Here is a 10,413-nt window from a genome sequence, read left to right on the forward strand (position 1 = left end):
TAGAAGGACAGGCCTGCAAGGGCCGCCAGCGGATGGGTCACGACATAGGTCGGAATCGCTTTCAGCCAGTGCGAATGCGGCGCTTTGTCCTCGAACGCGGCGCGGAATTCCGGCTGCCTCAACGCCGGAAGAATCTTCTGCGAGATGCCGCCGGAAAGATAGACTCCGCCCTTAGCCATGAAGATCATCGCCAGGTCGCCGGCCAGTCTTCCGAGATATGTCGAAAAAAGCGAGATGGTCTCCACCGCCGTCGCATCGGATCCGGCAAGCGCATGAGAGGTGATGTCGGCAGGGTCGCTGTACTTGGGATCGATGCGGTCCGCCTTGCAGATTGCCCGGTAGAGATGAACGATCCCGCGCCCGGAAAGGATCTGCTCGGCCGAAACACGGCCCTCGATCGTTTCGACATAGGGAAAGATTTCCAGATCGCGCTTGCTGCGGGGGCCGAGATCGACATGGCCGCCTTCGCCCGGCACCGGGATCCACCCGCCCTGCACGTGTGCAAGCCCACCGACGCCGAGGCCCGTTCCAGGACCGAGCACCACGCGGGAAGCGACAATCTCCTTCGATGCTGAGCCGATCAGTTCGCGCTCGCCATCGCCGAGCGAGGAAATCGCCAGCGCCTGAGCTTCGAAGTCGTTGATGACAAGCACGTCCTCGATGCCGAGACCTTCGATCATCGTATGCGGACGGACGACCCAGTCGCAGTTGGTCAGCGGAATTTCATCGCCATTGATCGGTCCGGCAACGGCAAGGATTGCAGCGCGGGGCCGCATGTCCGTCTTAGCCAGAACGCCGTTGCGGATCGCTTCGTCGATCGTCGTGAAGTCGGCTGTTCTGACATTCGGGAAATTGATGGCCTCTGCCGACGCATCCGGGAGGATGGAGAAGCGTGCATTCGTTCCACCGATATCACCGATGAGGATCGGAAAGGGCAGGTGAGCATCACTGGTGTTGAGCATGGACATAGCCGGTTCCGTATTTAGGCGTGCAGCGTCGCGATGAGCTTTTCGGCGGTCGCGTGGTTCAGGGCCATTGGGATGTCGTAAACGATCGCAAGCCGCATCAATGCCTTCACATCGACATCATGCGGCATCGGCGTCAACGGATCGACAAGGAAAATAAGCGCGCTGACTTCGCCGGTGGAAATCAACGCGCCGATCTGCTGATCGCCGCCGAGCGGCCCGCTCTTCAGGCGCGTGACGTCAAGATCGGGAACGGCGTCGAGAACGCGGCCACCGGTTGTTCCGGTTGCCACTATCTTCCATTTGGAAAGCAGGTCTCTGTTGCGTCGGGCAAAGTCCGCCATCTCATTCTTCTTCTGGTCATGCGCAATCAATGCGAGGCATTTGCCGCCGGCCATGAAAAAGGACCTCCATCCTAAGGATTCAATCGATTGGGCGGCTTCTATACCAAGCGTACGAGTTGATACACAAGTCTCTGCGCCATCACGGCATGGCCGGCTTCTCAGGTGGAACAGGGCCGGTGGTAGGAAGGAGGTCCTCGCTCGCCGGCAAGGCCGCCGGAGCGGCCGTCACAGCATTTGCGGCCGGGGCACCGCCATACGTTCCGGCGATGGTCGCTGCCGCAGCCGGTGCATCAAGAACCGCTGCGCACGCCTTCGGGAGATCGGAGACCATGACTTCGCGCGGTGGCTTGGGAGGCTTCGGAGAGGGTTTCGGCGGCGCCCACGGCTCCTTGGTGAACCACCAGGCGAGGGACTTGTCGCATCCGTCGCCGGCTGCGACTGGCGCCTGTGGTTTGCAGCCGGCGGCGCCCGGCGGGCATTTGATGCGGATGTGGAAGTGTGAATCGTGGCCGTATTCGGGCCTCAGCTTGCCGAGGTTCGCGCGGTCGCCCGTCCACGTGTCGCACATCTTCTTCTTGATCGCCGGATTGACGAAGATGCGTTCCACTTGCGGATAGCTTGCCGCAAGCATCAGCAGTTCCGCCCGCTGTTCGGTCCATGCCTTCGGATCGACAGTCAGGAACTTGTCCTTCTGCAACATGGTCGTGAAGGGCAGCGTTTCCCGCTCCTCATAGCTCATGCGGTGCGAAGGCATCGGCGTCAGCCAGACATCGGCATCGAGGCCGATCTGGTGCGAGGCATGCCCGTTGAACATCGGCCCGCCGCGCGGTTGGGCGATGTCGCCGACCAGAATGCCGGGCCAGCCGATCTTGTCATTCGCATCCTGCGAAAATTTTTCGAGCAGTGAGATCATAGCGGGGTTGCCCCAGCGCCGGTTGCGCGAAAGGCGCATCGCCTGCCAGGTGGGACCGTCGGACGGAAGCGCGGCGGCGCCGGTCATGCACCCCTTGGCGTAGAAGCCGATCGGCCGCGCCGATCCCTGTGTCGGCAGCGCCACCGCGCCGAAGAGCGCCTTGGCACTGCCCGGGCTCGGCTGCTTCTGCTGTGCGCCGACATCGCCGGCGGCAAAGCTTGCGCCGATTGCGCCGGCGAGCGTCAGCTTGCCGAAAGTCCTGAAAGCCTGAACCAAACCGAAAGCCATGCCGTTCCCTTGCCGCGTCTGCCGAAGTGATTTGCATCGAATCTATCGTGAAAAGCGATTTTGGTGAATCGATGTTTTGGCAGGCGGCAAGGATATCTAGCTACTCTCGAGCCACTTTGCGCTGCGCTCCGTGGTGCTGTCGACGCTAGTCTGCCTCGTTTAGGAGAAATGGCAGCATCCTGCTCAAGATGCTGTCTCGTAGAACGTAGTGGTGCAGAAGTGCCGCTGCGGCGTGAACACCGACGAGAGCAATAATCGACCATGCCGTTACGCCGTGCAGATCAGCGAGGAGATGTCGCGTGTCTGCCGAAAAAGCAACTGGCGAAGGAATCGAGAACAGGCCGAAGAAGTTCATTGGAATGCCCACGGACCATCCGAGTAGAATGCCGAGCGCTATCTGGACAGCTAGAAGGGCATAAAGCAAGTGGTGCACCAAGGTGGCCGCGACATGCTGAACTCCCGATGTGAAAGGTGGCAAGTTCCTGCCATAGACTGAACGCCAAAGAATGCGGCCTATGACAATGATAGTCAGAGCAATTCCGCTCGCCACATGCAAGGATATCAACTCGACGCGTATGTTCGTCCCTTTCTGAAATTGCTCCCAGACATGGGCGCTCGTGAACTGAAACAATACTAGAACGGCAGTTGACCAATGAAATAGTATCGTCAAACGGTCATAGGAGGAGCCGTCCAAAGAGTTCGGAACGGCTAATGCACTAACCTTCATGATTCATGATCTCCGTGGATGATGGTCGTTAAACACGTCACCCGCGGATTTTATTCACTAGGGTTGATCTCGCGGGAGAGCGCCAGGGATTTGCTTCGCCATCATCTCGGTGCGATCGCGCGTGATCCCCTCGTATCGCAGCGTCAGGCGTTGGCGAGAATATCGGCGGTTTTGCGCACGCGGGAAATACGCGGAAGGATGCGCTCGCAGGCGAAGGAGTGCATTTCCTGAGAAAAGGTGGTCATGGCGTCCTCGACGGCGATGACGGCGTAGTTGTGGGCAAAGGCATCACGGATCGTTGCCTCGACACCGAAATTCGTGGCGATGCCCGTCAGGATCACGGTGTTGATGCCGCGGCGGCGAAGCTGCAGATCCATCTCCGTGCCGTAGAAGGCGCTCCAGTGATGCTTGACGATATGGACATCTACCGAGAGTGCGGCGATTTCAGCCGGAGCAGCGGTGGCCGCGGCGGGAAGGCCGCCTTCAGGCAGGACCATGGGTTCGTCCACCGGCTGGTTGACAGTATCGGCATAATCCGGGGAGAATCCGACGGTAACGAGGACCACCGTTCCGCCTTCCGATTTCAACCGGGTAGCGATTGCGGCGGTGTTTTCGATGACTTGCTGGGCGGAATGCGGCGCAACCGGCCGGCCGACGATGAAGCCTTGCAGATCGATGGAAATGAGCGCGGTGGTCTTGGGATCGTAAAGCGACATGAAAAATCTCCGGGGACAGAAACATGAGGAAATCCTCACAATGACAGATATGAGGATAACCTCACAAAAATCAAGCCCCGAGCCGCAGAGCCGTACCCCGAAGCGTCAGCGCGGCCATGAGCGCGTCGCCGTTCTTCTGGAGGCCGCGGCGAAGGTCTTTCTTGAAAAGGGCTACGACGCGGCGACCATGACGGAGATCGCAGCCGCGGCCAATTCCTCGATCGGTTCCCTCTACCAGTTCTTCCCGACCAAGCTGTTGCTCGCCGAAGCACTGCACATCGACCGCCTGCAGCAACTGAACAACGGGCTCGCCGAACTGGCGGAAAGGATCCGCGGGCAGACGGCCGCCGAGATCGGCGATGCAATCTTCACGCGGCTCGGCCGCTTCATCGAGGAATATCCGGAATTTCCCGTTCTGGCCGCGCGACGCGACGTACCCAAGGAGCGCAAGGCGAAATCGCGTGCGGAACTTCGCGCCAGCATCACGGCGCTGTTGAAGAACGCCGAGCCTTCGGTCGAGCGCGACATCGACCTGTTGGCTTCCCTCGTCCTGGAGCTCCTGCGTATCATCGTCGCAGCGGCTTATGATCCCGACGGTTCGGGCGATCCGCGGCTGGTGGGCGAATTGCGGCGCATGCTCCGCAAGCGGCTCGAGGAAGTGACGCCCTGAACGCGGCTATCAGGCCAAAATTTCGCACGCTGCATAAAAACGGATCTCTTTTCTATTTTTTGCCTGTATTTCCCGTATTCTCGACAGAGCTAAAAATGGACAGGGGTTGGTGAATGGCGGTTGCCTGGTGGAATAGAAGTGCTCTCGTTGCTCTCGCAGTCTTGATCTCCTTGCCCCTGGGCGCCTCGGCTCAGGAAGAGAACTTCAGGATCGGGACGTCGACGATCGGCGAACTCAAATACAAGCCCGGCTTCAAGCATTTCGATTATGTCAATCCGGACGCACCGAAAGGCGGAGACCTGAGGCTTTCGACCGCCGGTACCTACGATACCTTCAACCCGATACTGACGAAGGGTGAAGTGGCCGTCGGCCTGACGCTGCCTTTCGAAACCCTGATGAAATCGGCCGACGACGAAGTGCTCGCCTCTTACGGACTTCTGGCTGAGGGTGTCTCCTATCCCGATGACGTTTCCAGCGCGACCTTCAGGCTGCGCGCCGAAGCGAAATGGGCGGACGGGAAGCCGGTCACTCCGGAAGACGTGATCTTCAGCTTCGACAAGACGAAGGAGCTCAATGCGCTTTCGGCCAACTACTACCGGCATGTCGTCAAAGCCGAAAAGACCGGCGAACGCGACGTCAAGTTCACCTTCGACGAGAAGAACAACAAGGAGCTCCCCAACATCCTCGGCCAGCTGATCGTCGTGCCGAAACACTGGTGGGAAGGCACGGGCCCCGACGGCAAGCCGCGCGACATATCGAAGACGACGCTCGAACCGGTGATGGGATCGGGTCCCTACAAGATCGCCGCTTTCTCGCCGGGCTCGACGATCCGCTACGAACTCCGTGACGACTACTGGGGCAAGGACGTCAACGTGAATGTCGGCCAGAATAACTTTCGCAACATTTTCTACACGTATTTTGGCGACCGCGACGTAGAGTTCGAGGCCTTCCGTGCGGGCAATATCGATTACTGGCAGGAAACGCAGGCAGCCCGATGGGCAACGGGATATGACTTTCCCGCGGTAAAGGATGGGCGCGTCAAGAAGGAGGATGTGCCCAATCCGCTGCGCTCGACCGGCATCCTTCAGGCGCTCGTTCCGAACATGCGCCGCGACGTCTTCAAAGACGCGCGGGTGCGCGAGGCTTTGAACTATGCCTTCGACTTTGAGGAACTCAACCGCACGGTCGCGTTCGGCAGCTATAAGCGGATCGACAGTTATTTCTGGAATACGGAGCTTGCCTCCTCTGGTCTTCCGCAGGGCCGGGAGCTCGAAATCCTTGATGGCTTGAAGGACAAGGTCCCGCCGGAGATATTCACCGCGCCTTACAGCAACCCTGTTGGCGGAGACCAGCAGAAGAGTCGCGGCAACCTGCGCAAGGCGATTTCTCTGCTGAAGGACGCGGGATGGGATATCAAGGGCAGCCGCATGGTGAACACCAAGACCGGCCAGCCGCTGAGCTTCGAAATCCTGTTGTCGAGCCCCATGCTGGAGCGCTGGGCCGTGCCCTATGCCAACAATTTAAAGAAGATAGGCATCGATGCCCGCGTCCGCACCGTCGACGCTTCGCAATATACCAACCGCGCCCGCAGCTTCGACTACGACATGATCTGGAATGTCTGGGCCGAGACGATGAACCCCGGCAACGAGCAAGCCGATTACTGGGGTTCAGGCTCGGTCGATCAGCAGGGCTCGCGCAACTATGCGGGCATTGCCAATCCGGCCGTCGATGCCCTCGTTCGCATGATCATTTTCGCGCCGAACCGCGACGAGCAGGTGGCTGCGATCAAGGCAATGGACCGCGTGCTGCTGGCCAACCACTATGTCATCCCTCTGTTCTACCGGGATACCTATTCGATCGCCTATTGGGATAAGGTTACGCATCCGGCAGAGTATCCGGAATATTCCCTTGGCTTCCCGGAAAGCTGGTGGTCGAAGGAGGCGAAATAGCGGGGTTGCATTGCCGGGACTGCTGGGCTCCAAATGGACCTCCCGAATCACCGCCGCAAAACCCAAAACCGGTGCAACCGGCCGAAGGCTAGCTGATTGAAAACTCCTTATGCGACGCGCACACTGATGAATTTCGATACCCGGGAGGCCGCGCGCTGATGGGAGCCTACATTCTTCGACGCCTGCTTTTGATGATACCGACGATTGTCGGCATCATGGCGATATCGTTCACGGTCATCCAGTTTGCGCCGGGCGGCCCTGTCGAGCAAGTTATCGCGCAGTTGACCGGCCAGGCAGATGGTGCCGACCAGCGCCTTTCCGGCGGCGGGGACGCCGTACAGCAGTTCGATGACAGCGGCTCCCGGTACCGCGGTGCGCAGGGCCTCGATCCCGAATTGATCGCCAAGCTCGAGAAGCAGTTCGGCTTCGACAAGCCGCCGCTGACGCGGTTTCTGGAAATGATGTGGAACTACAGCCGTTTCGATTTCGGCGAGAGCTTCTTCCGCAATACCTCGGTGCTCGATCTCATCAAGGAAAAGCTGCCGGTCTCGGCCTCGCTCGGCATCTGGATCATGATCTTCTCCTACGGCATCTCCATTCCGCTTGGCATCCGCAAGGCGGTGAAGGATGGTTCGACTTTCGACGTGTGGACCTCCGGCGCGATTATCATCGGCTACGCCGTGCCGAGCTTCCTGTTCGGTATCCTGCTGATCGTGCTTTTCGCCGGCGGCTCGTTCTACGATTGGTTCCCGCTGCGCGGTCTGGTTTCGGACAATTTCGACCAACTGCCCTGGTGGCAGAAGCCGCTCGATTATTTCTGGCACCTGACGCTGCCGCTGATCTCGCTCTCGCTCGCCGCCTTTGCGACGACGACGCTGCTGACGAAGAATTCCTTCATCGAGGAGATCAAGAAGCAATATGTGACGACCGCCCGCGCCAAAGGCTTGAATGAGCGGAAGGTGCTTTACTGCCACGTTTTCCGTAACGCCATGCTGATCATCATCGCCAGTTTTCCCGGCGCCTTCATTTCCGCCTTCTTCACCGGCTCGCTGCTGATCGAGAACATCTTCTCGCTCGATGGCCTCGGCCGTCTCGGCTACCTCTCGGTCGTCAACCGCGACTATCCAATCGTCTTTGCCACACTCTACATCTTCTCGCTGCTTGGTCTTTTCGTCGGTTTGCTCTCGGACCTGATCTATACCTGGATCGACCCGCGCATCGATTTCGAGCGGAGGGATGTCTGATGGATACGGCCGCCAACCCGACGCCCGTTACCCCGGTCAAACCGCCGCGCAAGGGCCTGCTTTCCCCGACGAACATCCGCCGCTGGCGGAACTTCAAGGCAAACCGGCGCGGCTACTGGTCGTTCTGGCTGTTCATGGCGCTGTTCATCCTGACCCTGTTTGCGGAATTCATCGCCAACGACAAGCCGATTATCGCCTCCTACAAAGGCGAGATACTCTTTCCGGTGCTGGTAGACTATCCGGAGGAAAAGTTCGGCGGCTTCCTGGCTGAGGCAGATTACCGCTCGGATGTGATCGCAGACGAGATCAATGCCAATGGCTGGATGATCTGGCCGCCGATCCACTATTCCTACCGCTCGGTGAATTCCAACATTCCGCATTCCGCGCCGACGCCGCCGTTCTGGCTGATGAGCGAGGAGGAGCGCTGTTCCGGTTATCCGCAAGGCATCAACGATCCCAATTGCAACTACGGCAATCTCAACTGGCTTGGAACCGACGATCAGGCTCGCGACGTGCTCGCGCGCATCATTTACGGTTTTCGCATCTCCGTACTCTTCGGCCTGGCATTGACCATCTGCTCGGCAATTGTCGGTGTGACGGCCGGCGCCGTGCAGGGGTATTTCGGAGGCTTGACGGACCTGCTTCTGCAGCGCTTCATCGAGATCTGGTCATCGATGCCCGTGCTCTACATCCTCCTGATCATCGCCGCGATCCTGCCGCCGGGCTTTTTCGTGTTACTCGGCATCATGCTGCTCTTCTCCTGGGTGGGATTTGTCGGCGTGGTGCGCGCGGAATTCCTGCGCGCCCGCAATTTCGAATATGTCCGCGCCGCCCGCGCGCTCGGCGTCAATAACCGCACGATCATGTGGCGCCACCTGCTGCCGAACGCGATGGTCGCGACGCTGACCTTCCTGCCCTTCATCCTGTCCGGGTCCATCACGACGCTGACATCGCTCGACTTCCTCGGCTTCGGCATGCCCCCTGGCTCGCCGTCCCTCGGCGAGATGATTGCCCAGGGCAAGACCAATCTTCAGGCGCCGTGGCTAGGGCTGGCTGCTTTCTTCACCATGTCGATCATGCTTTCCCTGCTGATCTTCGTTGGCGAGGCCGTGCGAGACGCGTTTGACCCGAGAAAGACCTTCGCATGAGCCAGATGTCCGAACCTCTTCTCTCCGTCCGCGATCTCTCCGTCGCCTTCCATCAAGGCGGCGAAACATCGCTGGCCGTCGATCGCATCTCCTTCGATATCAAGAAGGGCGAGGTCGTTGCGCTGGTCGGCGAATCCGGGTCCGGCAAGTCCGTTTCCGCAAATTCCATCCTACGGCTGCTGCCCTATCCTGCAGCAAGCCACCCGACGGGCGAGGTTCTTTTCAAGGGCAAGGATCTCCTCAAGGCATCCGACAAGGCGCTGCGAGAGGTGCGCGGCAACGACATCACGATGATCTTCCAGGAGCCGATGACCTCGCTCAATCCGCTCCATTCGATCGAAAAGCAGATCGCCGAAATCCTCGAGTTGCATCAGGGCGTCACAGGTCAGGCTGCCCGCAAACGCGTGCTGGAACTGCTCAATCAGGTCGGCATCCGCGAACCTGAAAAGCGGCTGAAGGCCTATCCGCACGAACTTTCCGGCGGTCAGCGGCAGCGCGTCATGATTGCCATGGCGCTCGCCAACCGGCCGGAGCTGCTGATTGCCGACGAGCCGACGACGGCGCTCGACGTGACGGTCCAGGCGCAGATCCTCGAATTGTTGCGCCGGTTGAAGGGAGAGCACGGCATGTCGATGCTCTTCATCACCCATGATCTCGGCATCGTCCGCAAGTTCGCCGATCGCGTCTATGTCATGACCAAGGGCAAGATCGTTGAGACGGGCACCGTCGACGCAGTGTTCAGCAACCCGAAGCATGATTACACACGCCATCTGCTTGCCTCGGAGCCGCGTGGCGAGCCGCCTGTTGCTGATCCGTCCAAGCCGGTGGTGATGGAAGGCTCGGATATCCGCGTCTGGTTTCCCATCAAAGCCGGCCTGATGCGCAAGGTCGTTGATTATGTAAAGGCGGTCGACGGCATTGAACTTTCGCTGCGGGCCGGCCAGACGCTCGGCGTTGTCGGCGAATCCGGCTCGGGCAAGACGACGCTGGGCCTGGCGCTCACCCGGCTGATCTCTTCCAAAGGGCGCATCAGCTTCGTCGGGAAGGACATAGCCGACTATTCGTTCACCGCGATGCGGCCGCTGCGCAATCAGCTTCAGGTCGTCTTCCAGGATCCCTACGGCTCGCTCAGTCCCCGCATGTCGGTCGGCGATATCATCGCGGAGGGATTGAAGGTACATGAGCGGTCACTGTCGTATGAAGAACGCGACCAGCGCGTCTGCTCAGCGCTGGAGGAAGTCGGCCTCGATCCGCTGACCCGCTGGCGCTATCCTCATGAATTTTCCGGCGGCCAGCGGCAGCGCATCGCGATTGCCCGCGCCATGGTGCTGAAGCCGCGCTTCGTCATGCTTGACGAGCCGACATCGGCCCTCGACATGAGCGTGCAGGCACAGGTCGTCGATCTCCTGCGCGACCTGCAGAAAAAGCACGATCTGGCCTATCTCTTCA

The 10,413-nt window shown here is 59.7% G+C and carries 10 protein-coding genes; 5 read left to right on the top strand and 5 right to left on the bottom strand.

Translation table 11 applies throughout. The annotated features are described in order from the left end of the window. The 5 genes from ACPYOI_RS32435 to ACPYOI_RS32455 all read right to left on the bottom strand — a co-directional run. On the bottom strand, positions 1-968 hold a 968-nt coding region (locus ACPYOI_RS32435; protein ID WP_481423916.1), incomplete at its 3' end, for a glucokinase. A gap of 14 nt (positions 969-982) precedes the next feature. Then, on the bottom strand, positions 983-1,363 hold the full coding sequence (locus tag ACPYOI_RS32440) for a methylglyoxal synthase (protein WP_481419664.1): 381 nt from the start codon (positions 1,361-1,363) through the stop codon (positions 983-985). Between the two features lie 85 nt (positions 1,364-1,448). Continuing rightward, positions 1,449-2,510, bottom strand: coding sequence for a penicillin-insensitive murein endopeptidase (gene mepA / locus ACPYOI_RS32445; RefSeq protein ID WP_481419663.1), 1,062 nt, complete (start codon positions 2,508-2,510; stop codon positions 1,449-1,451). A gap of 145 nt (positions 2,511-2,655) precedes the next feature. Then, a complete protein-coding gene (locus tag ACPYOI_RS32450) occupies positions 2,656-3,237 on the bottom strand; it encodes a cytochrome b (protein ID WP_481419662.1) in 582 nt (193 codons plus the stop codon). A 143-nt stretch (positions 3,238-3,380) separates the two neighbouring features. Continuing rightward, positions 3,381-3,953, bottom strand: a complete 573-nt coding sequence (locus tag ACPYOI_RS32455; RefSeq protein ID WP_481419661.1) for a hydrolase — start codon at positions 3,951-3,953, stop codon at positions 3,381-3,383. Between the two features lie 40 nt (positions 3,954-3,993). On the opposite strand from ACPYOI_RS32455, the gene ACPYOI_RS32460 reads away from it, so the two are divergent. The 5 genes from ACPYOI_RS32460 to ACPYOI_RS32480 form a co-directional block, all read left to right on the top strand. After that, on the top strand, positions 3,994-4,623 hold the full coding sequence (locus ACPYOI_RS32460) for a TetR/AcrR family transcriptional regulator (protein ID WP_481419660.1): 630 nt from the start codon (positions 3,994-3,996) through the stop codon (positions 4,621-4,623). Positions 4,624-4,736: 113 nt separating this feature from the next. After that, positions 4,737-6,572: an extracellular solute-binding protein gene (locus ACPYOI_RS32465; protein ID WP_481419659.1), complete on the top strand. Its 1,836-nt coding sequence runs from the start codon at positions 4,737-4,739 to the stop codon at positions 6,570-6,572. Positions 6,573-6,730: 158 nt separating this feature from the next. Continuing rightward, positions 6,731-7,816: a microcin C ABC transporter permease YejB gene (locus tag ACPYOI_RS32470; RefSeq protein WP_481419658.1), complete on the top strand. Its 1,086-nt coding sequence runs from the start codon at positions 6,731-6,733 to the stop codon at positions 7,814-7,816. Next, positions 7,816-8,964, top strand: a complete 1,149-nt coding sequence (locus ACPYOI_RS32475) for an ABC transporter permease (protein ID WP_481419657.1) — start codon at positions 7,816-7,818, stop codon at positions 8,962-8,964. Before ACPYOI_RS32470 ends, ACPYOI_RS32475 begins: the two co-directional genes overlap by 1 nt. Then, positions 8,961-10,413: ABC transporter ATP-binding protein (locus ACPYOI_RS32480; protein ID WP_481423917.1), on the top strand; the 1,453-nt coding region annotated here is incomplete at its 3' end. The genes ACPYOI_RS32475 and ACPYOI_RS32480, both read left to right, overlap by 4 nt.

The sequence above is a fragment of the Rhizobium sp. SVR5-2C genome (assembly GCF_056755115.1).